The sequence below is a fragment of the Actinomyces mediterranea genome, from assembly GCF_900155595.1.
Classification (GTDB): Bacteria; Actinomycetota; Actinomycetes; order Actinomycetales; family Actinomycetaceae; genus Pauljensenia; species Pauljensenia mediterranea.
Genome location: NZ_FTPB01000004.1, coordinates 74,412 through 96,218, shown reverse-complemented (window position 1 = coordinate 96,218; position 21,807 = coordinate 74,412). Strand labels below are relative to the sequence as shown.

Annotated in this window: 17 protein-coding genes, 2 tRNA genes and 2 pseudogenes; 6 read left to right on the top strand and 15 right to left on the bottom strand. The window is 61.1% G+C overall.

Features of this window, described 5'->3' with window-relative positions:
* Positions 1-106: 106 nt before the first annotated feature.
* Positions 107-400 (bottom strand): hypothetical protein, encoded by a 294-nt coding sequence (locus tag BQ7471_RS11075; RefSeq protein ID WP_129583356.1) that lies wholly within the window; start codon positions 398-400, stop codon positions 107-109.
* 796 nt (positions 401-1,196) lie between these two features.
* Between BQ7471_RS11075 and BQ7471_RS11635 the strand changes: the two are divergent.
* Positions 1,197-1,367 (top strand): annotated as a pseudogene (locus tag BQ7471_RS11635) (IS481 family transposase); the annotation flags it as partial.
* 421 nt (positions 1,368-1,788) lie between these two features.
* On the opposite strand, the gene BQ7471_RS04400 reads toward BQ7471_RS11635, so the two are convergent.
* From BQ7471_RS04400 to BQ7471_RS04390, 3 genes and pseudogenes are all read right to left on the bottom strand, one after another.
* Complete coding sequence (locus BQ7471_RS04400) at positions 1,789-2,433, bottom strand: ATP-dependent Clp protease proteolytic subunit (RefSeq protein WP_076464538.1); 645 nt, start codon at positions 2,431-2,433, stop codon at positions 1,789-1,791.
* A complete protein-coding gene (locus BQ7471_RS04395; protein ID WP_076466142.1) occupies positions 2,433-3,038 on the bottom strand; it encodes an ATP-dependent Clp protease proteolytic subunit in 606 nt (201 codons plus the stop codon). The genes BQ7471_RS04400 and BQ7471_RS04395 overlap by 1 nt, the downstream gene beginning before the upstream one ends.
* Positions 3,039-3,250: 212 nt before the next feature.
* Positions 3,251-4,000, bottom strand: a pseudogene (locus BQ7471_RS04390) (trigger factor); the annotation flags it as partial.
* Between BQ7471_RS04390 and BQ7471_RS11395 the strand changes: the two are divergent.
* Positions 3,917-4,171 carry a hypothetical protein gene (locus tag BQ7471_RS11395; protein WP_076464546.1) on the top strand — a complete coding sequence of 85 codons (255 nt, stop codon included), beginning with the start codon at positions 3,917-3,919 and terminating at the stop codon, positions 4,169-4,171. The pseudogene BQ7471_RS04390 and the gene BQ7471_RS11395 sit on opposite strands and share 84 nt — an antisense overlap.
* Positions 4,172-4,320: 149 nt before the next feature.
* Here BQ7471_RS11395 and BQ7471_RS04380 read toward each other — a convergent pair whose 3' ends face one another.
* Entirely contained in the window at positions 4,321-5,763 is a 1,443-nt protein-coding gene (locus BQ7471_RS04380; protein WP_076464544.1) for a glycoside-pentoside-hexuronide (GPH):cation symporter, read from the bottom strand.
* 188 nt (positions 5,764-5,951) lie between these two features.
* On the opposite strand from BQ7471_RS04380, the gene BQ7471_RS04375 reads away from it, so the two are divergent.
* Entirely contained in the window at positions 5,952-8,984 is a 3,033-nt protein-coding gene (locus BQ7471_RS04375) for a beta-galactosidase, LacZ type (RefSeq protein WP_076464543.1), read from the top strand.
* A gap of 67 nt (positions 8,985-9,051) precedes the next feature.
* Here the strand turns inward: BQ7471_RS04375 and BQ7471_RS04370 are convergent, their stop codons facing one another.
* The 6 genes from BQ7471_RS04370 to tig form a co-directional block, all read right to left on the bottom strand.
* The gene (locus BQ7471_RS04370; RefSeq protein WP_076464541.1) at positions 9,052-10,074 is read right to left on the bottom strand and encodes a LacI family DNA-binding transcriptional regulator; all 1,023 of its coding nucleotides are present in this window, start codon (positions 10,072-10,074) and stop codon (positions 9,052-9,054) included.
* 229 nt (positions 10,075-10,303) lie between these two features.
* Positions 10,304-10,669 carry a chorismate mutase gene (locus BQ7471_RS04365; protein WP_235821238.1) on the bottom strand — a complete coding sequence of 122 codons (366 nt, stop codon included), beginning with the start codon at positions 10,667-10,669 and terminating at the stop codon, positions 10,304-10,306.
* Between the two features lie 31 nt (positions 10,670-10,700).
* On the bottom strand, positions 10,701-11,957 hold the full coding sequence (gene clpX, locus BQ7471_RS04360) for an ATP-dependent Clp protease ATP-binding subunit ClpX (RefSeq protein ID WP_076464540.1): 1,257 nt from the start codon (positions 11,955-11,957) through the stop codon (positions 10,701-10,703).
* A gap of 184 nt (positions 11,958-12,141) precedes the next feature.
* Entirely contained in the window at positions 12,142-12,786 is a 645-nt protein-coding gene (locus BQ7471_RS04355; RefSeq protein WP_076464538.1) for an ATP-dependent Clp protease proteolytic subunit, read from the bottom strand.
* Positions 12,786-13,388, bottom strand: coding sequence for an ATP-dependent Clp protease proteolytic subunit (locus tag BQ7471_RS04350; protein ID WP_076466139.1), 603 nt, complete (start codon positions 13,386-13,388; stop codon positions 12,786-12,788). The genes BQ7471_RS04355 and BQ7471_RS04350 overlap by 1 nt, the downstream gene beginning before the upstream one ends.
* Before the next feature lie 212 nt (positions 13,389-13,600).
* Complete coding sequence (gene tig / locus BQ7471_RS04345) at positions 13,601-14,902, bottom strand: trigger factor (RefSeq protein WP_076464537.1); 1,302 nt, start codon at positions 14,900-14,902, stop codon at positions 13,601-13,603.
* A gap of 205 nt (positions 14,903-15,107) precedes the next feature.
* Between tig and BQ7471_RS04340 the strand changes: the two genes are divergently transcribed.
* A complete protein-coding gene (locus BQ7471_RS04340) occupies positions 15,108-16,547 on the top strand; it encodes an MBL fold metallo-hydrolase RNA specificity domain-containing protein (protein WP_076464535.1) in 1,440 nt (479 codons plus the stop codon).
* A 59-nt stretch (positions 16,548-16,606) separates the two neighbouring features.
* Here BQ7471_RS04340 and BQ7471_RS04335 read toward each other — a convergent pair whose 3' ends face one another.
* The gene (locus BQ7471_RS04335) at positions 16,607-18,211 is read right to left on the bottom strand and encodes an SLC13 family permease (RefSeq protein ID WP_076464534.1); all 1,605 of its coding nucleotides are present in this window, start codon (positions 18,209-18,211) and stop codon (positions 16,607-16,609) included.
* A gap of 264 nt (positions 18,212-18,475) precedes the next feature.
* On the opposite strand from BQ7471_RS04335, the gene BQ7471_RS11415 reads away from it, so the two are divergent.
* Positions 18,476-18,829: a TM2 domain-containing protein gene (locus BQ7471_RS11415; RefSeq protein WP_205408251.1), complete on the top strand. Its 354-nt coding sequence runs from the start codon at positions 18,476-18,478 to the stop codon at positions 18,827-18,829.
* 517 nt (positions 18,830-19,346) lie between these two features.
* Here BQ7471_RS11415 and BQ7471_RS04325 read toward each other — a convergent pair.
* Positions 19,347-19,417 (bottom strand) — tRNA-Gly (locus tag BQ7471_RS04325).
* Positions 19,418-19,526: 109 nt separating this feature from the next.
* On the opposite strand from BQ7471_RS04325, the gene BQ7471_RS04320 reads away from it, so the two are divergent.
* Positions 19,527-19,603: transfer RNA gene (locus BQ7471_RS04320), tRNA-Pro, on the top strand.
* A gap of 63 nt (positions 19,604-19,666) precedes the next feature.
* Here BQ7471_RS04320 and BQ7471_RS04315 read toward each other — a convergent pair.
* Together BQ7471_RS04315 and BQ7471_RS04310 are read right to left on the bottom strand one after the other, a co-directional pair.
* A complete protein-coding gene (locus BQ7471_RS04315) occupies positions 19,667-20,653 on the bottom strand; it encodes an aldo/keto reductase (protein WP_205408250.1) in 987 nt (328 codons plus the stop codon).
* 54 nt (positions 20,654-20,707) lie between these two features.
* Positions 20,708-21,766: an NAD(P)-dependent alcohol dehydrogenase gene (locus BQ7471_RS04310; RefSeq protein ID WP_076466137.1), complete on the bottom strand. Its 1,059-nt coding sequence runs from the start codon at positions 21,764-21,766 to the stop codon at positions 20,708-20,710.
* Positions 21,767-21,807 lie beyond the last annotated feature (41 nt).

Here is a 21,807-nt window from a genome sequence, read left to right as displayed (position 1 = left end):
GATGCTCAAGCAGCCTCCCACCAAACAGCCACCAAAAACCCGCACCGATCATGCAAACAATGAGAATTACTGTAAACAGGCCAGAACTCACGTGACACTCCCGAACTCACCAAGTATTAGACGACCAATCGACCGCCTCGTCGATTGGCCGCTCACCATTCTTCGGATCTTCACAAAACGAAATCAGCGCAGAAGTGAGTCCAATGAGATTTTCGGTATCAAGAACTCTCAAGTCATGTTCACTGAGAAGCTTCCGCTCAACCGTAAGACGATCCGCTGAAGGCGTATCAATAAACTCTTGACAGGTCATCGAGCCCACGTTTGCCCCACAGCCAGACAATAACAATGCTGCACCCAGGGCCATAACGACGGGAAAAACTATCTTTCGGTATTGAAACATACGACTCTCCTTCGAGCTCGTGCCCTACAGATTAGATACTCCTAAAGCTTATCTAATCTGTGTGGCATGGTAGCCTCGCCCTCCACCAAGTGTCAAGGCGCTTCTCAACCTTTCGAGTATTAAACGAGCACTTGAAGTTGCCATGCACGTTCTTCAAATGAAGATTCACGTCAGATCGTAGGCCGAAATTTGGAATCATGATCATGATCGTACGAGTGGCAGTAGCTCAGCGATTTCATCCGAGACTCTGTCCGATCTGCTCAGGCGAGGATGGGGACCGCAACAGGTTAACTTTGCCATTCACTCGCGCTTGGCGAGAATGGTTTGCCCCCTGACTTGTACAAGTGGTGGTGGGTTTCGGCATTTAGGGGTTGGTTTTCGTTGGATTGGCTTTTTTGGTGGGGCTGTTTCGGGGCACTACGGCTGGGGTAGGTGGCGGGCGTGAGCCCGTATTTGCGCAAGGTTAATACCGCTTCAGAGGCTGTAGCGGTGCAGATCGTGGCTAAGATACACGGGGCATCGGATCGTGGAGTACCTGGGCGGCCCACATAACGAGCTAGAACCGTCTGCCTTAGTGCGTCTGGGCCAAAGCCGTCTAGCCGTACTCATTGGGGAGGTCGGTTGAACGTGTGTGATCCGGAAGTGTGAGCGTATGGGGAGGGTCTTGCTGGTTGGGTGGTTGTTTGGGACAGTTCCCTCAAGCTAGGAAAGCTCTCTTGTGTCCCACGCCTAGGCTGCCTTGACTCTCAGAGCCTGTCTTCGTGTCGTTTAACTCATCGTTGACGAGGGCTAGCTGATTTGCGAGGTGGCCGCCCGATTCCGGTGCGCTTAGCCCACGGTCAAACCTTGGGCCAAGCGATACGCCGTAGGCGAAGCAATGACCGACCGGTTCTCTAGACCTCGCTCAAGCCCGAACAAGACCTTGAAGAAAGTTCCAGCACGGATCATCTCGCTGCGACTGCGACTCGGAACGCGTGGCCGCAGTCGGGGACTCAGGATCAACACCCCTCCCTAATCTTCCGGGTAGAGGATCTGGTAGTCCACCCCGCATTCTCTTCCCGCCCTCGTCACAGGTGAAGTCATCTATCCCGCTCACTATTTTCGCCCGTACTCGTTGGGATCAAGGTGATGCCGATTCTTCCCGAAGAGACACCTGCCCGTCTTGGCTCCAGCGAGATAAAGCCACCGGCTACAGATTCACAGTGGCAAGGGATACCACGATCCGTAGCACAGTTCCTCTATCTTCTTCTGTGATCTGTCGTCTGATATCGACGAACAAGCGCCACAAGCTGATGCCAAACCAGTGATGCGAGGCTGCTCGAGTCCTTCCGAATCATAAGGAGGAGCTCCCAGGCTTTACACCGCAAGCCACTCCTGAAGAAAAGCGCTTACTCGCCCTTGCGGGAGGCGAGGACCTGATCGATCAGACCGTATTCCTTCGCCTGAGCGGCGGTGAGGATCTTGTCGCGCTCAATATCGCGGCGAATCTGCTCAACCGGTGTGCCCGAATGCGTGGCGAGAGTCTCCTCCAGCCACAGGCGCATCCGATCGATCTCATCAGCAACGATCTGAATATCGGAGGCCTGCCCCTGTACGCCTTCCATCGCGGGCTGGTGGATGAGGACACGAGCGTTGGGCAGCGCGAGGCGCTTGCCGGGCGAACCTGCGGCGAGCAGCACTGCGGCAGCGGAAGCGGCCTGCCCCAGGCACACGGTCTGGACCTGCGGCTTGATGTACTGCATCGTGTCGTAGATCGCAGTCAGAGCGGTGAAGGAACCGCCGGGACTGTTGATGTACATCGTGATGAGGGAATCGGGGTCCTGCGACTCTAAGACGAGGAGCTGCGCCATGACATCATCGGCGGATGCGTCATCGACCTGGACGCCGAGGAAGACGATGCGATCCTCGAAAAGCTTGGCATAGGGGTCTTGACGCTTATAGCCGTAGGCGGTGCGCTCCTCGAAGCTCGGCAGGACGTAGCGAGACTGCGGCATGGTGCGGGCGATGCCCTCGAAATACGGGGTGGTGCTCATCAGTTCGCTCCTCCGTCAACGCGGTGGCCGATCTCCTGCGGGGTCTCGATGACGCGGTCGACGAAACCGTACTCGAGGGCCTCGCGCGCGCTGAACCAGTGGTCGCGATCCGCATCCACTTCGATCTGCTCGACGGACTTGCCGGTGCGCTGGGCGGTGATCTCCGCGAGTTCCTTCTTCATCTTGAGGATGAGGTCGGCATTGATGCGGATTTCGGTTGCAGAACCCCCCGCTCCACCGAGGGGCTGGTGGAGGAGGACGCGAGTGTGCGGCGTGATATAGCGCTTGCCGGGCGAGCCCGCGGTGAGGAGGAACTGCCCCATCGAGGCCGCAAGACCCATCCCGACGGTGACCACATCGGGCTTGATGTACTGCATCGTGTCGTAGATCGCCATACCCGCTGTGACAGAGCCGCCGGGGCTGTTGATGTACAAATAGATGTCGCGGTCGGGGTCTTCAGCCGCCAGGAGAAGCATCTGCGCGCAGATCGCATTCGCGTTCTCGTCGCGCACTTCGCCTCCGAGCCAAATGATGCGCTCTTTCAAGAGTCGCTGGTAGACGGAGTCGGAAAGGCCCATCGTTGAATCGGGGCCGCCTCCCGCCATGTGCACGTCGCTCACGTGCTCCTCCTCTATTCGATGGATCCTCTTATCGGATCCTGCTGACATCCAAGCTACCGCTTGTGGATCGTTGGGCGCGGCCCGCGCGCCCTCTTTTCGCTGTCGGCGCATCCGAAGCTCGAGGACGAGTGGCCAGGTGACGAGTGTGGGCCGACATCACCTAAGGATGTCGGCCCACACTCTCACAGTTGAGAACCTCACTCCTCGACGGAGGACTCTTCCCCATCTGCGGCTTCGACGTTTGTCTCCTCAAGCGTCTCAGCTTCAAAAGCCTCCTCTGGAGTGTCACCGAGGAAGGCGGACAGGTCAACGTCATTGCCTTCAGAGTCCTTGACGCTCACGAGACGCAGGACCTCGATGAGGGCCTTCGCGCGTCCGAGGTCGGCGATGACGGCCGACATCTGCTGCGGTGAGGAGAAGAGCTGGTTGATGTCAACGCCGAAGTTCTGCGACATCTGGATCGCGTAGTCGATGAGCTCTTGCTGTGAAACCTGGACGTCGAGCTTCTTGGCGATCGCCTCGGAGAGGAGCTCGGAGCGCATCTCCTTCTCAATGGCCGCGCGGGTCTCCTTCTTCTCCTTCGGCTTCGCGTCCTCGCCAAGGCGGTGGCTGAGCTCGTGCTCAACGACCGATTCGGGCAGGAGGATCTCAACCTTGTCAAGCAGGTGGTCGAGGAGGTTGTCGCGAGCCTGGAGGGCCTGCTGGGAGGACTTCGAGGAGGCGGCCTGGGTCTTGAGGTCTTCCATGAGTTCGTCCATCGTGTCGAACTCGGAGACCATCTGAGCGAAGTCGTCGTCGGCCTTGGGCAGTTCGCGGGCCTTGACGTTCTTCACCGTGATGGTGACATCGGCCTCTTCGCCCTCGTGTTCGCCGCCCTTGAGGGTGGAGACGAAGGTGACGACGTCATCGGCCTTGGTGCCGCGCAGGGCTTTGTCCTGGCCGCCGAGCTTGGGCTCTTAGCGCTGGAGGCGGACGAGCCGGTCGAGCCGGTCGAGCCGCATGCGCTGAGGGCCGCTGCCAGGGTGATGGCGATGACGGCGAGGGCGCTCGTCTGGGCGCGATTCTTCATCGAAAACTCCTTGTGGACTACTGTTGGGCTGTGGTTCTGGATATATTAGAGATCACAACCCTGAAAGGTACCTGAAAACTATCCGGGAGCGCGCGAAGAATTTCATCAGACAACCCTGGGAGCGCAAAACGAGGCGAGGGACGCTCGCACATCCCCCGCCCCTCACCCGATCCTCCTCCCTATTGGGCGCTTATTCGGTCAGTCTTCAGCAGCCTCGGAGCGCGCCAGGCTTTGCTCAAGGATAGACACGATCTCCCCGTGCTTAACCTCGGTCAGGGTAACCTTGCGAGCGAAGACGATGAAGGCCAGGACGATGATCGCGAGGGGCGCATAGAACGCCGCAGTCTTGAAGGTCTCAATGTTTCCAGTTGTCAGCAGGGCAGGGTCGACGTCGTTGGTCATAGCTGCCGCAATGGCGACAAATCCGACAATGGAGTTTGACAGGGCGCCGGCGATCTTATCGAGCATCGGGCGCACCGAGAGGGTGACGGCCTCATTGCGTTTGCCGGTCTTCCACTGGCCGTATTCGACCGAGTCAGTAATGGTCAGGATCGCCGTCATCTGGATGCAAGTGGCGGGCAAGTAGAAGAGAACCAGGGCAACGAAAACGACGAACAGGTTCGACGGGAAGAGAATAAACAGGATGTAGGCGCTGGCCATGAGCACCATGCCACCGAGGTAGAGGTAGCGACGCGGCACGCGGCGATTGATCGCTGGATACAGGGGTGTGACCACCAGGCCAATGACGAAGGCGATGATACCGACGATCGAGTAGATGTCAGGCTTCTGAAGCACGAACTTGAACAGGTAGATCATGAAGCCTGTCGTTGCAACGTTCGCGATCGAGTACAGGACGTAGGACAGGGAGACCCACAGCAGCTGATCATTGCGCCCGATCGCATGGAAAGCCTGAAGGGGGTTGGACTTGTCGGACGGGTCACGCAGTACGCTCTCCTCTTCACGCGTGCCAAAGGCGACGGCCAGGCAGGTGACGATGCCGAGGATCGCGATGACGGCACCAAAGCCTGTCCAACCTTCCTGGCTCTCAGAACCAGCTCCCGCAAGAGCACCGAAGAACCCAACCACCGGAACAACGATCGCGGTGACGCCGTTGTAGCCGATGGAACCCGTGAATGTTCCGAGGGCGGTGTACACGCTACGTTCCTGCGAAGACGAGGACAGGGCGGGGATCATTCCCCAGTAGGAGATGTCACGTAGGGAGTACAAAACGTCGAGGACCACGAAGACGATCACGAAGACGACGATGAACACGCCCTTGTTCACGTTGACGAGGCCGAAGAGTCCGGTGAAGATCGCGAAGAGTAGGATCGAGGATCCAACACCGCCGATGACCTGCCAGGGCTTGAAGCGCCCAAAACGCGAGTTCGTGTTGTCCACGAGGTTACCCAGGAGCGGATCGATGAAGATCTCAACAATCCTGATGATGAAGACGAGAGCCGTGATGATCGCAATCATCGCCTTGGCCTCGGAGTCCTCGTAGTCACGGAACAGGGTCTGCGCCGCGTAGTAGGTGACAAAGAAGGTCGACAGCGCGTTGTAATACGCGGCCTGCCCGAGGTTGCCGATCGCGTAGCAGATTCGCGACACCCAGCTCTTGTTCGTTCCTTGTTCGTGTGCCATTGTCCCTCTCCTTTGAAGCAACACTTGCCTGGACACTCAAGAGGTAACGTATTTACCGGAAGCTGTCAACGATACTTAGATCACAGAAACATCTACTAGTAACCATATTGCATTCATGTAATCAACAGGCTACTCTGACCTCAGAGCACGATCGCTCCACCGCAACGTCGCACTTCCGGAAGGTCACCATGTTCCATACGCCCATCTCCTCCCCCACATCAGCATGGCTCAGCGATCCGCAGACCTTTGCTGTCAATCGACTTCCCGCGCGCAGCACACACCGTACGAACGCCCCAACACAGAGTCTTGACGGAACCTGGGAGGTCGCACTTACGTCAAGCTCGCGCGTGGCTCTTGAATCCCCCACCACCACATTCGACCAGGAAGCAGTACACAGCCTTCCCGTTCCCTCAACCCTCGAAGCTGAGGGGCTATGGCCTCCGGCGTACGTCAACATTCAGATGCCGTGGGACGGCCACGAGAACCCTCAGGCCCCCAACGCCCCAGAGAAGTGCCGAGTTGCGCTCTACCGGCGCACCTTCGCCCTGCACGATTCTCTCCAAGAGTCTTTGAGCAAGAAAGGACACGCACGCCTACGCTTCGATGGTTTTGCGACGGCTCTCTACGTCTGGGTAGACGGCACTTTCGTCGGATACTGCGAGGACGGGTACACGGCGAGCGAATTTGATATCACATCAGCCCTGACGCACACACAGGACCACGACATTATTGTCGCCTGCTACGAGCATTCCAGCGCCTCATGGCTGGAAGGTCAGGACTCCTGGCGTTTCCATGGCCTTTTCCGCTCCGTCTCACTGGTAGCTCTACCTTCCTGCCACGTCGCTGACCTGGTAGCCAACGCGGACTACGACGCGGAAACAGGCGTGGGAATACTCGACGTCATGATCGATCTCAAGGGAGCCAAGGCCGATGCCACCGCGAGCGCCCAGCTCACAGATTCGAGCGGCGCCGTTGTGTGGAGCGAAAGCGTGCCCGCAAACGCTCCCAGCATCACGCTTCGTGGGGAACTAGACGGCGTGCACCCGTGGACGGCGGAGGACCTGGCCCTGTATACGCTGAGCCTCACTATTCACGACGCCGATGGAAACGATCGCGAGACCGTGACTCAGCGTGTGGGCTTCCGCCGCTTCGAGATCATCAACTCTGTCTTCATTCTCAACGGCCAGCGCCTAATTTTCCGAGGAGTCAACCGCCACGAGTTCAGCCCATACACGGGCCGCACGATGTCGATGGAGGACATGGTCACGGATGTACGACTGTGCAAACAGCTCAACATCAACGCCATTCGCACAAGCCACTACCCCAACGACACGCGATTCCTCGATCTGTGTGACGAATACGGCCTGTACGTCATCGACGAGGCGAACCTGGAGACACACGGATCATGGTGCACACCAGGCGATATTCCCACACCCGAGACGGCCATCCCGGGATCGAAGATGGAGTGGGAGAACGCATGCGTGGATCGCGTCGAGTCAATGCTGCGCCAGGACCGCAACCACGCCAGTGTGCTCATCTGGTCACTGGGTAACGAGTCCTACGGCGGCGAGGTGTTCCGCAGCATGTACCGACGCTGTCACGAGCTAGACGAGGCCCGTCCTGTTCACTACGAGGGCGTGACATGGGATCGCGAGTTCGACGATGCCTCGGATATCGAGTCACGCATGTACGCCCATCCCGACGCTATTGAGGAGTACCTGCGCTGTGAGCCGGCAAAGCCCTACCTGTCGTGCGAGTACATGCACTCAATGGGTAACTCGGTGGGGGGCTTGCAACTGTACACGGACCTCGAGCGTTACCCCGAGTACGGCGGAGGCTTCATCTGGGACTTCATCGATCAGGCTCTCTACCATGAGCCGACCGCCGGATCGGGCGGTGAGTTCCTGGCCTACGGCGGCGATTTCGAGGATCGCCCTTGTGACTGGGAGTTCTCCTGTGATGGCATCCTATTCGCCGACCGCACACCCAAGCCCTCAGCCATGGCGGTCAAACAGCTCTACTCCCCCGTCACTCTCACACCGAGCATCGACGGAATCCTGATCGATGCCGTTGTCCTCCCGGCGCCGCTTATCAACCTGTGTGTGCGCGCCCGAATCCTTGCTGACGGCGCGGCTGTCTGGGAGAAGGAGGTCGCGGCCGCAGGCATCTCCCGTGAGCGCAGCACGGTCAACGTGGAGTGGCCGCTTGAGCTGCTGGCCGACACAAAACGAGAGATCGTGTTGGAGGCAGCACTTGTCATCGCCTCCGACACCGCGTGGTGCGAGGCCGGGCACATTGTCTCCGTGGGCCAGACAGTATTCTCCCACCCCGAGCAGGCCGACACGACTCCCACTGGCCACGCCGCATTCACCGTGGGCCGTTGGAACATTGGTATGCGTGAGGGCGAGAACGAGGCTTTGCTGTCGCGTACCGCGGGTGGCATCGTCCAGTGGCGTCGCGGCGACAAGGCAATGGTTCTCTTCCCGCCCAAGCTGACGACCTTCCGACCACTAACAGACAATGATCGCGGCTGTGGGCACGGTTTCGACCGCGCGTGCTGGACGACGGCTGGAGCCTACGCGCGGTGTGTCAACACCACAGTCGAGGAGACCGGAGAGGGCGTCGTCGTCACCTACGACTACCGTCTTGCGGGCATTGCAGATGTCACCGTGCCTGTGCGCTACGAGCTTCGCACCAACGGCACGATTCGTCTGACGGCAACCTACCCGGGTGCCCAGAACCTGCCGACGATGCCCTGTTTCGGCCTCGAGTGGGCTCTACCTTCCTCGATTGACCGCCTGAGTTTCTATGGCCTCGGCCCCGTCGAGGCCTACGCGGACCGACTCGCCGGAGCAACCCTGGGCGTGTGGACCCAGACTGCAGCCGAAGGGCTGGTCCCATACGCGGTGCCGCAGGAGTGCGGCTTCCACCCCGGCATCCGCTGGTGCGAGGCAACGGACGACGACGGACACGGCCTGCGCATTCAGGCACTCGGCGATCTCGGGGTCTCGCTCCTGCCCTACTCCTCCGCGCAAATCGAGAACGCTCGACACTGGTGGGAGCTGCCGGAGCCCTCCGAGCGGCCCGCGACCTACCTACGTCTACTAACTGGACAGATGGGTGTCGGCGGTGACGATTCGTGGGGTTCGCCGGTGCACGACGAGTACCAGATTGCTGCGAGCGACACGCAGGTCCTGGACGTGACATTGTCTCTCATGTAAGAGACATTCAGCGGCGGCGGGTGTGAGGCAATTCCCCCGCCGCCGCTTATGCGTTCGCGCGCGATCGCTACGCGGTGGCGTCATGCGTGGGATTGAAGCTCTGTCGCACAACGAGGCGGGTGGACAGCAGAACGTGATGCTTGTGCATGAAACGGCCCACGATCGCATCCGAGAGCAGCATGAGCGCGGTCTCGGCCAGCTCGGAGCGCTCGATTGCGTAGGAGCTGAGCGTGGGAGCCGTGTACTGACACACTTCGAGATTATCGATCGACAGGACCGCGACCTCGTCGGGAATCCTCACCCCACGGGCCACCAGCGCCTGGATGACGCCGACTGCCAACGGATCTGCAGCCACGAGGATCGCGTCGGGCAGATCATCCGTGCACGCATCAAGTAGCACTTCGGCCTGACTGCGGCCGTTCTTCACGGTGAAGGGGCCGGAGGCGTACACGTAGCCATCGGTGGGCATGTCGAGAAGACGCGCCCACTCGTTAAAGGCAATGGTACGCGGGTCTTGCGCGAAGACGTGAGAGCCCATCATGTGCCCGGCACCGCCGATAAAGGCGATACGCTGACGTCCCTGTTCACGCAGCGCGTAGATCGCGTCGATGACCGTCTGCTGCAGGTCGGGGCGCACAGAATGAAAGAGCGCCGGCGCAGGGTTAATGTCGATAAACACGCCGTGCTCAAGCGCCTCGCACAAACGGTCGAGATCCTCGTGCGCGATTGGTGCAGGACCGATGGATACAAACCCAGAGAACTCGTCCGCAGCATCGATGAGCGCGTCCACTGTCGGGAAGAACGCCAGGCTCATCATGTTCTCCACCGCACGCTCACGCAGTGCCTCACGCAAGTCGGAAAAATAGGAGTCCTGGGGTCCATTCGTGGGGTCGAAATTCTCTAGCACCGCGATGGTCTGAGGGACGCCGGCGCGCGATGTGCGCAGCGCGTAGCCGAGCTCATTGGCCACCTGAATGACGCGATGTCGGGTCGATTCTTTCGCGGTGAAGCTGGGATCCCCCGAGAGCACACGGGACACAGTCGCCTTCGAGTACCCTGTCGCCTTCGCTATATCACCTAGATTGACCATCAATCCCCATCCTGAAACGCCACGTGTTCAGCTCGTACAGTCTAGTCGAGAGGCAGAGAAAAGGCTGACACCACCGCCCCTCATCGCCAGCCACCACAGTCGCATGCAATGCCTCACAAGCGTATCTCCCCATATCCCGTAGACCGCAGACCGCGGAATATCACCGATCCGATGTCGACGCCTGAACGCGACGCAGGAGAATCGCCTGCCGAATTAATGAGGCAGGACTCTACAGACGCGGCCCCTCGTCGTACTCGGCCTTGATGTCCTCGTGGTGGCGGATGACCTCGCGGACCATGAAGCCCAGGAACTTCTCCGCGAAATCCGGATCGAGGCCGGAGGATGCTGCCAGGGTGCGCAGGCGCTCAACCTGGCGAGCCTCACGGGCCGGATCGGCAGGAGGCAGGTCCAGTCGGGCCTTGATGTGCCCGACGCGCTGAGTGCAGCGGAAACGCTCAGCGAGGATATGGACGAGGGCGGCATCGATATTGTCAATCGTTTGGCGCGCAGCGGCGAGCTCTGGTGGGATGTCAAGACCGGCAGGATCCGCAGGCCCATGATTGACGCGATTCGCTTCGCGCCCCGACTCACTCATGGTTTCTCCCCCATTCATATTTCCCCGCCCCTCAGGCGGAGCGAATGTCGTCGCCTCGCTGCGCGTACAGTTCAGGCTCCCCTGTTCCCTCAACGTATTCGCGGGTGATGACGACACGTGCGACGTCGTCTCGGCTGGGAAGCTCGAACATGAGGTCCGACAGGGTCTGTTCCATGATCGAGGAGAGGCCACGCGCCCCGGTCTTGCGCTCGTTGGCGAGGGCGGCGATGGCGAGCAGCGCCTCGTGCGTGAACTCCAGGTCTATGTCGTCCAGCTCGAAGAGGTGCTGGTATTGGCGCACGAGCGAGTTCGACGGCTCGGTGAGGACGCGGACGAGGTCCTCCTCCGTCAGCTCCTTCGTGGAGGTCAGGATGGGCAGACGGCCGATGAATTCGGGGATCATGCCGAACTTGTGCAGGTCCTCGGCGGACACAGCCTCGTAGAGGTCGCCCATTTCCGAGGTGCTCTTCAGCTCGGAGCCGAAGCCCGTCGAGCGGCGCCCCAGGCGGCCCTTCACGATATCCTCGATGCCCGCGAAGGCGCCGGCGGCGATGAAGAGGATCCCGGAGGTGTCGATCTCCAGGAACTGTTGGTGGGGGTGTTTACGCCCGCCCTGCGGGGGCACCGAGGCGACCGTGCCCTCGATGATCTTCAGGAGGGCCTGCTGGACGCCCTCGCCGGAGACGTCGCGGGTGATGGAGGCGTTCTCAGCCTTGCGGCCGATCTTGTCGATCTCATCGACGTAGATGATGCCCTTTTCGGCCTTCTTGATGTCGCCGTCGGCCTCTTGGATGAGGCGTAGGAGGATGTTCTCAACGTCTTCGCCGACGTATCCGGCTTCTGTGAGGGCAGTCGCGTCGACGATCACGAAGGGGACGTGCAAGAGCCTGGCGAGGCTGCGCGCAAGGTGGGTCTTTCCGGTGCCCGTTGGGCCCAGGAGGAGGATATTCGACTTGGTGCCGAGCATGTCCTCCTCATTACCGGCCTCGCGCGAGCGAACCCGTTTGTAGTGGTTGTACACGGCAACAGAGAGTGCGCGTTTGGCTCTGTCTTGGCCGATCACCCACGAATCGAGGAACTCCTTGACTTCGCGGGGCGTGGGCAGGGGGGTTGAGGAGGTCTCAGTGGACTTTTCACCGAGTTCTTCTTCGATGATCTCGTTGCACAGTTCAATGCACTCGTCGCAGATGTAGACACCGGAACCGCCGATGAGCTTGCGAACCTGCTTCTGGCTCTTCCCGCAGAAGGAGCATTTGAGTAGTTCAGCTCCGTCGGTCAATCGAGCCACGGCTGGCCTCCCACTGTTTCGGGGCGCCCACGATGGTGGGCACACGCTTCACGGTTCCAGTCTAATTGAGGCCTCCATGTGACGCCATTCGCCACACTGAGCACCCCCATAATCGTAATCGAATAAGTGTTGGGGGGGTCGCAGCATCATCGGATGCTGCGACCCCCCAAAGCGATTCTCGGTATTACTCGCCCTTGCGGGAGGCGAGGACCTGATCGATCAGACCGTATTCCTTCGCCTGAGCGGCGGTGAGGATCTTGTCGCGCTCAATATCGCGGCGAATCTGCTCAACCGGTGTGCCCGAATGCGTGGCGAGAGTCTCCTCCAGCCACAGGCGCATCCGATCGATCTCATCAGCAACGATCTGAATATCGGAGGCCTGCCCCTGTACGCCTTCCATCGCGGGCTGGTGGATGAGGACACGAGCGTTGGGCAGCGCGAGGCGCTTGCCGGGCGAACCTGCGGCGAGCAGCACTGCGGCAGCGGAAGCGGCCTGCCCCAGGCACACGGTCTGGACCTGCGGCTTGATGTACTGCATCGTGTCGTAGATCGCAGTCAGAGCGGTGAAGGAACCGCCGGGACTGTTGATGTACATCGTGATGAGGGAATCGGGGTCCTGCGACTCTAAGACGAGGAGCTGCGCCATGACATCATCGGCGGATGCGTCATCGACCTGGACGCCGAGGAAGACGATGCGATCCTCGAAAAGCTTGGCATAGGGGTCTTGACGCTTATAGCCGTAGGCGGTGCGCTCCTCGAAGCTCGGCAGGACGTAGCGAGACTGCGGCATGGTGCGGGCGATGCCCTCGAAATACGGGGTGGTGCTCATCAGTTCGCTCCTCCGTCAACGCGGTGGCCGATCTCCTGCGGGGTCTCGATGACGCGGTCGACGAAACCGTACTCGAGGGCCTCGCGCGCGCTGAACCAGTGGTCGCGATCCGCATCCACTTCGATCTGCTCGACGGACTTGCCGGTGCGCTGGGCGGTGATCTCCGCGAGTTCCTTCTTCATCTTGAGGATGAGGTCGGCATTGATGCGGATTTCGGTTGCAGAACCCCCCGCTCCACCGAGGGGCTGGTGGAGGAGGACGCGAGTGTGCGGCGTGATATAGCGCTTGCCGGGCGAGCCCGCGGTGAGGAGGAACTGCCCCATCGAGGCCGCAAGACCCATCCCGACGGTGACCACATCGGGCTTGATGTACTGCATCGTGTCGTAGATCGCCATACCCGCTGTGACAGAGCCGCCGGGGCTGTTGATGTACAAATAGATGTCGCGGTCGGGGTCTTCAGCCGCCAGGAGAAGCATCTGCGCGCAGATCGCATTCGCGTTCTCGTCGCGCACTTCGCCTCCGAGCCAAATGATGCGCTCTTTCAAGAGTCGCTGGTAGACGGAGTCGGAAAGGCCCATCGTTGAATCGGCGCCTCCCGCCATGTGCACGTCGCTCACGTGCTCCTCCTCTATTCGATGGATCCTCTTATCGGATCCTGCTGACATCCAAGCTACCGCTTGTGGATCGTTGGGCGCGGCCCGCGCGCCCTCTTTTCGCTGTCGGCGCACCTCGTCGGTCGGCTTCGATCGGAGCGGGGACGAGTGCAGGCCGACACCGTCACCGGTGTCGGCCCGCATATCGGGGTCGACTGGGGTTACTCCTCGGTGGTGGCCTCTTCCTCCTCGCCGGCCGGGACGTCGCCCAGGAAGGCGGACAGGTCGACGTCATTGCCGTCGGTGTCCTTGACGCTCACCTTGCGCAGCGCCTCGATGAGGGCCTTGGAGCGCCCGAGGTCGGCCACGACATTGGCCATCTGCTGGCTGGAGGAGAAAAGCTGATTGATATCAACGCCGAAGTTCTGCGACATCTGGATCGCGTAGTCGATGAGCTCCTGTTGGGAGACCTGGACATCGAGCTTCTTGGCGATCGCCTCGGAGAGGAGTTCGGTGCGCAGCTCCTTCTCAACGGCCTCGCGGGCCTCCTTCTTCTCCTTCGGTTTGGCGCCCTCGTCGACGCGGTGGGAGACCTCGTGCTCGACGACGGACTCGGGAAGGACGATGTCGATCACCTCGAGGAGGTGGGCGACGAGATTGTCGCGGGCCTGGAGGGCCTGCTGCGACGTCTTCGAGGAGCCCGCCTGGGTGCGGAGGTCGTCCATGAGCTCGTCGATGGTGTCGAACTCGGACACCATCTGAGCGAAGTCGTCATCGGCCTTGGGCAGTTCGCGGGCCTTGACGTTCTTCACGGTGATGACGACGTCTGCCTCTTCACCCTCGCGATCGCCGCCCTTGAGGGTGGAGGTGAAGGAAACTTCCTCTCCCGCTTTGGTGCCGCGAAGCGCCTTGTCCTGACCGTCGAGCATCTTACCCGAGCCGATCTCGTAGGACACGTCGGAGACGGAGTCGATCTCTTCGCCGTCAATGGTCGCGACCATGTCGATGGTCGCGAAGTCGCCAGTCTTGGCCTTGCGGGTGATGGTCTTGAGAGTCGCGAAGCGTCCGCGCAGCTCGTCGAGCTCTGCCTGGACGTCCTCGTCGGTGACCTCGGTCGAGTCGACAGTGATGACCGTGGATTCATCGAAGTCGGGCACCTCGAAGGGCGGGACGACTGCGACCTCGGCGGTGAAGACGAGCTTGCCGCCCGGGGCTCCGGTGGCGTTGGGGATCTCGGTGACCTCGACCTCGGGCTGGGCCATGGGGCGCAGCTCGTGTTCGGCGACGGCGTCCGAGTAGTGACCGGGCAGAACCTCGTTAACGACCTGCTCGATGACGGCGGCGCGGCCGAAGCGCTGGTCGATGATGCGCGCGGGCACGTGTCCCTTGCGGAAGCCGGGGATGGACACCTGGTTGGCGATGTCCTTGTAGGCCTTATCCATTTCAGAGGAAAGTTCCTCGTAGGGGACTTCAACGGTCAGGCGAGCCTTCGTGGGCTCGAGAGTCTCAACGGTGCTCTTCACGTGCGTGCACTCCACAATGTCTATATTCGGGCGCCCGCCTGGGCGCATGACAACTCGGATAGTTTACGTCAGGCGCCCTCCCCTGTCTGCGCCGGGTGCTCTTTTCGGCGCGAAATGCAGCGGATGACACTCCCCTGTGCGCTATTCACGCGCCTTTCCCCGTTTCGTTCTCACAATCGAGGGTGATGGAGCGCACACTGGTGGTATGGGTTCTACAACGATTACTTTCCTCGGCGGCGCGGGCACCGTTACCGGATCGAAGTACCTTGTCGACGTCGCGGCGCCCACCGGCAACCGGCGCATCCTCGTCGACGCGGGCATGTTCCAGGGAGTGAAGAAACTGAGGCTCGCCAATTGGGCGGAGTTCCCCGTACCGCCGTCCTCGATCGGCGACATCCTGCTCACCCACGCCCATATGGATCACACGGGCTACCTGCCGCGCCTCGTCAAGCAGGGCTTCTCGGGGGCGATCTGGGGCACGGATGCGACGCTCGCTCTCGCGGAGATCATTCTGCGCGACTCGGCCTATTTGCAAGAGCGAGATGCTGACTATGCGAGCCTCCACGGATTCTCGCGCCACGCCGAGCCGCAACCCCTCTATCGCATCGGCGACGTCGAGCGGACGCTTCCCCTGTTCCGCACGATCGAGTTCGACCGGCCTCTCGACCTGGGGGACGGCTGCGACGCCACCTGGACGAGGGCGGGCCACATCCTCGGTTCCGGTTCGATCCGTTTGACTACCCCGGATGGCACGATCCTGTTCTCGGGGGATCTGGGACGAACCACGCATCCGGTGCTGCGCCCGCGGGAGATCCCGCAAGGCGCGGATATCGTCCTCGTCGAATCGACCTATGGGGACCGCGAGCATCCCGTGCCCGCCGGCGCCGCCCACGAGGCGTTCGTCGAGGCGATCAACACGACGGTCGACGCAGGCGGCCAGATCCTCGTCCCCGCGTTTGCCGTCGACCGCACCGAGGTGGTCCTCCTCGCCCTCGACGAGATGGTACGTGATGGTCGGATCCCCGATATTCCGGTGTACGTCGACTCCCCCATGGCTCTGGCTTCCCTATCCATTTATCGGGCGCGCGGCCAGGCAGAAGAGTTGTGCGAAGGCGCGGCTGGGCTTCGCCTCGACCATCTCGATCTGCACGAGATGCGCAGCATCGAGGAATCGAAGACTCTTAATGTCTTGTCGCGGCCTGCGATCATCATCTCCGCTTCCGGCATGGCGACCGGTGGGCGTGTTCTCCACCATCTGGAGAGGATGTTGCCCGACGAGCGCAATTGCGTGGTCCTCACCGGGTATCAGGCGCTCGGCACGCGCGGGCGCTCACTAGTCGACGGGAGGACCTCGCTCAAGATGCACGGCACCGAGGTGGCGGTACGGGCCAGGATCGTCCGGGATGAGGAGTTCTCCGTCCACGCCGACGGTTCGGAACTCGTGGACTGGGTGGCGGCGCTAACGCCGCCCCCGATCCAGGTGTTCTGCATCCACGGGGAGCCCGATTCCCTCGAGGCATTGGCGCGCCGGCTCGGGGGCGAGTTGGGGCTTGCGGCGATCCCCGCCGAGGCGGGCGACACCGTGTCGATCCGCGACATCCTCGCGAGGGGAGGCACCGGTATCGACGAGGGCGCGCGGCGCTGAGGGGCCCTGCAGTCCAGCCGACGCTCGCCCTCGTCCCCTGCAGGCATCGTGCATATCTCCTAGAGTGTCATGCCGAAGACGGGGACGCCGATGAGGAGCACCGCAGCGGTGATGAGTCCGACGCCCACGAGGTTGAGCCACAAGCCGGTCTTGACCATATCGCCCATCTGGATGTAGCCCGAGCCGTATGCAACCGCATTCGGCGGGGTCGCGACGGGGAGCATGAAGGCGAAGGTTGCCGACAGGGCGACGGGGATCACGAGGAGGAGCACGTTCATCGGATTGTCACCGGTAATGCCGATGCCGATGGCGACGCCGCCCATGATCGGCAGGAATGCGGCCGCAGTCGCGGTGTTCGATGTGAGTTCGGTGAGGAAGATAATGAGGACGGCGACTGCGGCGACGATGAGGACGATCGGCAGTGCGCCCAGGGACTTCGCCTGTTCGCCGATCCAGATGGACAGGCCGAGCTTGGAGAACATGGAGGACAGCGTCAGGCCGCCGCCGAAGAGGAGAAGCACGTCCCAGGGCAGTTCGTTCGCGGTTCTCCAGTCGAGCAGTCGCACGCCCTTCTGCGTCCCCGCGGGGAGCAGGAAGAGAATGATCGCTGCGGTCATTGCGATGAGCGAGTCGGAGATTGTGAGTTCGGAGCCGGTGAAGTCGAGCAGGATCGGCACGAAGACCCACGACAGCGCAGCGATGAGGAAGACGACGCCGACGAGAATCTCTCCGCGGCTCATGGGGCCGAGCTCTTTCCACTGCTGTCCGATGAGTTCGCGACCGCCGGGGATATCGTCGACTTCGGGCTTGAACAGGACGAAGACCATCAGCCACCAGGCGAATGCCATGAAGACGACGGCGAGCGGGACACCGATGAGCATCCATTGTCCGAAACCGATGTTGATGTCGTGATTCTCTGCGAGGTAGGCGACGAGGAGAGCGTTAGGCGGGGTGCCGATGATGGTCGCGACCGAACCGATGGAAGCGGCGTAGGCGATGCCGAGCATGAGTCCGGTTGCGAACTTCTTGATCCTGGCGATTCCGCCGACGAGGCCGGAGACGAGTGTTAGGACGGACATGCCGATGGGGAGCATGACGACAGCGGTGGCGGTGTTCGACACCCACATGGACAAGAAACCCGTGGCGATCATGAAGCCGAGGATGAGTTGTCGGGGTTTGGTTCCGATGAAGAGGACAACGGCGAGGGCGATTCGCCTGTGAAGGTTCCACTTCTGCATTGCAAGGGCGAGCATGAAACCGCCCATGAAGAGGTAGATCGTGTCAGAGGCATAGGGGGCGGCGACTTCTTTGAAGGTCGCGACTTGGAAGGCCGGGAAGATGACGAGGGGGAGCAGGGCCGTGGCGGCGAGCGGGATGGCCTCGGTCATCCACCAGATTCCGAGGAGGACGGCCGCGGCTGCGACGACGCGCAGGCCGAGGTCGGTGTAGGGGGTGAAGTCTTTGCCGGCCTTATCGGCCGCGGCCATGCCGACCTCGTTAATCTGGTCGACGCCGGATGAGGGGAAGAAGTAGAAGACCAGCGCGGCGAGGCCGAGGCCGACGACGATGCCGACGATTCTGCGGATCCTCTCCGCATCTGAAGCTGTCTTTTCACGCGTTGCCGGCGCGACTGATGTGGATTCGTGTGTGATGGGTGTGCTCATGGCATGCACTCCTTCGGGCAGGCGTTGAGGCTTCCGCTGTGTCATTCGGGAAGTGGGAGCAACCCTATCGGGACTTCAGTCCCATTTTATACCCTAAGGGGTATTGTTGTCGAAATGTTATCGACAAGGAGTCGCACGCTCCGGGCGACTGCATCGTCGCCCGCCATTGCCGCGCCGGTGCCGCCGCCGACCAGTCCGACTTGGACTACGCACCAAGATTGTGGAAGCATACTAGTGCCCATCTCCAATATGAAAGGCACAGTCATGAGTATGAACACTCCCGCGCAGGGAACCCCGGCGAAGTCCAAGGCCGTCGCTGCGGTCCTTGCTTTCTTCCTCGGCGGATTCGGCGCAGCGGACTTCTACCTCGGCTACAAGAAGGTCGGCATCATCAAGCTGGTCGTGTGGGCCGTCGGTATGATCCTCTACGTGCCCGGCTACACCGCGTATGTGAACGCGATCGTGGCTGGCAATTTGAGCGCCTCCCCGTCCCCGCTGATGATAATCGGCACGCTTGTCCTCCTCGCCCTCGGCATCTGGGTGCTCGTCACCTTCATCCAGATCCTGGTGCGCAAGGGCCGTTACGCCACTGACGCGAACGGCCAGCCGCTGGCCTGATTCACACAGCGGAATCGCGAAGGGGCCGTCGCCCGAGTGGGCGACGGCCCCTTGCTATACGAGTCCCACTCCATTAACTCCGCTTCGCACTCAATTGACGAAGGCGTGCAAATCCTCTGGAAGAAGGGCAAGAGCGGCCCGAGCACCGGCATGCCGTTGACGATGCCGCTTGTTCGCGTAGTACGGTCATACGGTGGGCAACAGCCCCTGGCGTCCGCGTCGCCGCCTAGGGGACACGGCGTTGCGCAGAGCGTCCTCGAAGCTCGTTGATCCGAAGAAGGCGGCGAGAAACTCGCGGACTTTTTCCCGGCACAACTCTGTGAAAGACCCGCGCAAATGCACACAGTTTTCCGGCACGACTGCCCGCTCACCTTATCTTCCCTCACATATTCGCTGGTCACAGGGTTGGGTACTGTGCGACTCGTTACGGTTTCCAGAAACTGTGTGCTTTTCAGCGAATAGGATGCAAACCGCACACGACGAAGTCCCAGGACGGTGCCCTGGGACTTCACATTCGAGCGGATGACGGGAATCGAACCCGCGTAATCTGCTTGGAAGGCAGAGGCTCTACCATTGAGCTACATCCGCAGTGCGCTAGCGCGTGCAGGAAGAATACTACCCACAGTTCACCCGATTTGCGAAACAGAGTGTCACTGACACTATGATTCTAGGGCGCCGTTCGCTCGGCACCACTCGACGGGGTGTAGCGCAGCTTGGTAGCGCGCCTGCTTTGGGAGCAGGATGTCGCAGGTTCAAATCCTGTCACCCCGACCACCCACAGTGGTTCCCCACCCGCACTGACAGATGGGGAAAACCACTGCCGATCCCCGCCCGTTATCAGGCGAAGATCTCCTCCGCCCTCGCCTTGATCTCCGGCGTCAGCCGTTCGAGGGCGACCAGGGCGTCGAGGTTCTCCTCCAGCTGGCGCACGGAGGAGGCACCCAGGATCACCGACGACACATTCGGATTCGACGCCGTCCATGCGAGCGCAAGTGTGGCGGGCGAGACTTCGACCTCGTCGGCGAGGGCGACGAAACGCCGTACCTTCTCAATGAGCTGTGCATCCGTTGCCATGTCCCTGATGAAGCCATAGCCGTCGAGTGCTGCGCGCGATCCTTCGGGGATGCCGTCAACGTACTTGCCGGTCAGAACGCCGGAGGCCAGCGGGCTCCACGTGGTCAGGCCGATTCCAAGATCCTCGTAGAGACGCGAATACTCCTTCTCGACGCGATCGCGGTGGACGAGGTTGTACTGAGGCTGTTCGACGACGGGCTTGCGCAGGTTGCGCTTGTCCGCGATCTCCCAGGCGGCACGGATCTCATCCGCTGACCATTCCGAGGTCCCCCAATACAGGGCCTTACCGGAGGCGACCATGTCACTCATCGCATACACGGTCTCCTCGATGGGGGTCTCGGGGTCGGGGCGGTGTGCATAGACGAGGTCGACGAAGTCGAGGCCGAGACGCTCGAGCGATCCATCGATCGCCTGCATGAGGTACTTACGATTGAGGGTGTTCTTCATATTGACGACGCCCTCGTGGATGCCCCAGTAGAGCTTCGTCGAGATGACGTACTCATAGCGCTTCCATCCGAGTTCGGCGATGACGCGACCCATGATGGTCTCGGATTCACTGCCGGAATAGACCTCGGCATTGTCGAAGAAGTTGACGCCCGCCTCGAAGGCGCAGGCCATTTGCTCTTTCGCGAGTCCGGTGTCGACTTGCGTTCCGAATGTTACCCATGAGCCGAAGCTCAGCTGGGAGATCTTCAGTCCTGAGGTTCCGAGTCGGTTGTAGTGCATTGCGGGACGGCATGAATTTGTCATACAGAAATACTAACTTTTGGTTGGTAACAAGAACAGGCTTTAAACGCCATCGTCTCAGAAAGTCGCCGTGTCAATGACATAGCGGTAGCGGACCTTCGAGTCGACGACATTGTTGTACGCCCGCGAGATCTCTTCTCCGGAGATCACCTCCACCTGGGGCGCAATGCCGTGCTCGGCACAAAAGTCCAGCATCTCCTGAGTCTCAGCGATGCCGCCGATCTGCGAACCGGCGAAGGACTTCTGTCCCAGCACGAGGGTGGACAGATGCAGGGTCGTCGGCGCCTCGGGAAGGCCCACGTCAACGAAGGCGCCCATCGGCTTGAGCGTCGCAATGAGCCCCGCGTAGTCGAGGCTATCGGCTCCGACGGTGCAGATGATGAAATCGAAGGTGTTGCGCAGTGACTCCAGGGTCCCCTCTTCGCTGGTCGCGTAGAAGTGGGCCGCACCGAAGCGCTTCGCGTCGGCCTCTTTCGATCTGCCGTGGGAGATCACGGAGACCTCCGCCCCCATTGCGGCTCCGATCTGAACCGCCATGTGGCCCAGTCCCCCCATGCCAACAACCGCGACCTTCTTGCCGGGCGCAGCGCCGTAACGCTTGAGGGGCGCATAGGTCGTGATCCCCGCGCACAACAGCGGTGCAGCCGCATCGAAAGGGATCTCGTCGGGGATGGAGCACGCGAAATCCTCGGAAACGGTGAATCCCTGCGCGTATCCGCCCGCGGTGGGGTTGCCGTCCGCGTCGTCACCGTAGGTCCACAGTGTTCCGGCCAATCCGCCGGGAGTGCCCTGACAGAACTGTTCATATCCCGCGCGGCACATCTCGCATTCGAGGCAGGAGTTCGTCATGCAGCCGACGCCGACCTTGTCGCCGACCTTGAACTTCGTGACGCCCTCGCCGACTTTCGCGACGATGCCAACGATCTCATGACCGGGGATGAGCGGGAACTTCGCGGGCCCCCATTCCTCGCGAGCGGTGTGGATGTCGGAGTGACAGATACCGGCGTATGCGACGTTGAAATAGATTTCTCTCGGACCGGGCTCGCGCAATTCGATCGTCGTCTTGTGAAAAACGGTCATCGGACCGTCGCAGGCGTAGGCAAGGACTTCAGGCATGTCGGCCTCCATTGGGCTGGGGTGGCGTCCGCATCATCACG

What these genes read in the sequence shown, in the direction of transcription:
- BQ7471_RS11075 (WP_129583356.1), bottom strand. Translation starts at nt 400, where the DNA reads ATGTTTCAATACCGAAAGATAGTTTTTCCCGTCGTTATGGCCCTGGGT.
- BQ7471_RS04400 (WP_076464538.1), bottom strand. Translation starts at nt 2,433, where the DNA reads ATGAGCACCACCCCGTATTTCGAGGGCATCGCCCGCACCATGCCGCAG.
- BQ7471_RS04395 (WP_076466142.1), bottom strand. Translation starts at nt 3,038, where the DNA reads ATGGCGGGAGGCGGCCCCGATTCAACGATGGGCCTTTCCGACTCCGTC.
- BQ7471_RS04380 (WP_076464544.1), bottom strand. Translation starts at nt 5,763, where the DNA reads ATGGCACACGAACAAGGAACGAACAAGAGCTGGGTGTCGCGAATCTGC.
- BQ7471_RS04375 (WP_076464543.1), top strand. Translation starts at nt 5,952, where the DNA reads ATGTTCCATACGCCCATCTCCTCCCCCACATCAGCATGGCTCAGCGAT.
- BQ7471_RS04370 (WP_076464541.1), bottom strand. Translation starts at nt 10,074, where the DNA reads ATGGTCAATCTAGGTGATATAGCGAAGGCGACAGGGTACTCGAAGGCG.
- BQ7471_RS04365 (WP_235821238.1), bottom strand. Translation starts at nt 10,669, where the DNA reads ATGAGTGAGTCGGGGCGCGAAGCGAATCGCGTCAATCATGGGCCTGCG.
- BQ7471_RS04355 (WP_076464538.1), bottom strand. Translation starts at nt 12,786, where the DNA reads ATGAGCACCACCCCGTATTTCGAGGGCATCGCCCGCACCATGCCGCAG.
- BQ7471_RS04350 (WP_076466139.1), bottom strand. Translation starts at nt 13,388, where the DNA reads ATGGCGGGAGGCGCCGATTCAACGATGGGCCTTTCCGACTCCGTCTAC.
- BQ7471_RS04340 (WP_076464535.1), top strand. Translation starts at nt 15,108, where the DNA reads ATGGGTTCTACAACGATTACTTTCCTCGGCGGCGCGGGCACCGTTACC.
- BQ7471_RS04335 (WP_076464534.1), bottom strand. Translation starts at nt 18,211, where the DNA reads ATGAGCACACCCATCACACACGAATCCACATCAGTCGCGCCGGCAACG.
- BQ7471_RS11415 (WP_205408251.1), top strand. Translation starts at nt 18,476, where the DNA reads ATGAGTATGAACACTCCCGCGCAGGGAACCCCGGCGAAGTCCAAGGCC.
- BQ7471_RS04315 (WP_205408250.1), bottom strand. Translation starts at nt 20,653, where the DNA reads ATGACAAATTCATGCCGTCCCGCAATGCACTACAACCGACTCGGAACC.
- BQ7471_RS04310 (WP_076466137.1), bottom strand. Translation starts at nt 21,766, where the DNA reads ATGCCTGAAGTCCTTGCCTACGCCTGCGACGGTCCGATGACCGTTTTT.